Source organism: Acinetobacter sp. ESBL14, from assembly GCF_036668815.1.
GTDB classification, from domain to species: domain Bacteria; phylum Pseudomonadota; class Gammaproteobacteria; order Pseudomonadales; family Moraxellaceae; genus Acinetobacter; species Acinetobacter gyllenbergii.
Genome location: NZ_JAZEVS010000087.1, coordinates 1 through 249 on the forward strand (window position 1 = coordinate 1; position 249 = coordinate 249).

The 249-nt window shown below is 51.8% G+C and carries 1 protein-coding gene; it reads left to right on the forward strand.

Annotated features, from left to right (window positions below; genetic code table 11):
- Nucleotides 1-249 (forward strand): Ig-like domain-containing protein (locus V6E90_RS21940; protein ID WP_332606441.1); only part of this gene is annotated, 249 nt, incomplete at both ends.

Genomic DNA, 249 nt, shown 5'->3' on the forward strand with positions numbered 1-249 from the left:
ATCCAACAGCCACGATTGTGGTGACTGTGGATGGTGTGAACTATCCAGCGGTGAACAATGGTGATGGTACTTGGACCTTGGCGGACAATACTTTACCGACCTTGGGTGAAGGCAACCATACTGTGACGGTGACTGCGACAGATGCAGCGGGCAATGTGGGCACAGATAGCGCAGTATTGACGATTGATACCGTTGCACCAAATGCACCAGTGCTTGATCCGATCAATGCGACCGACCCAATCAGTGGTA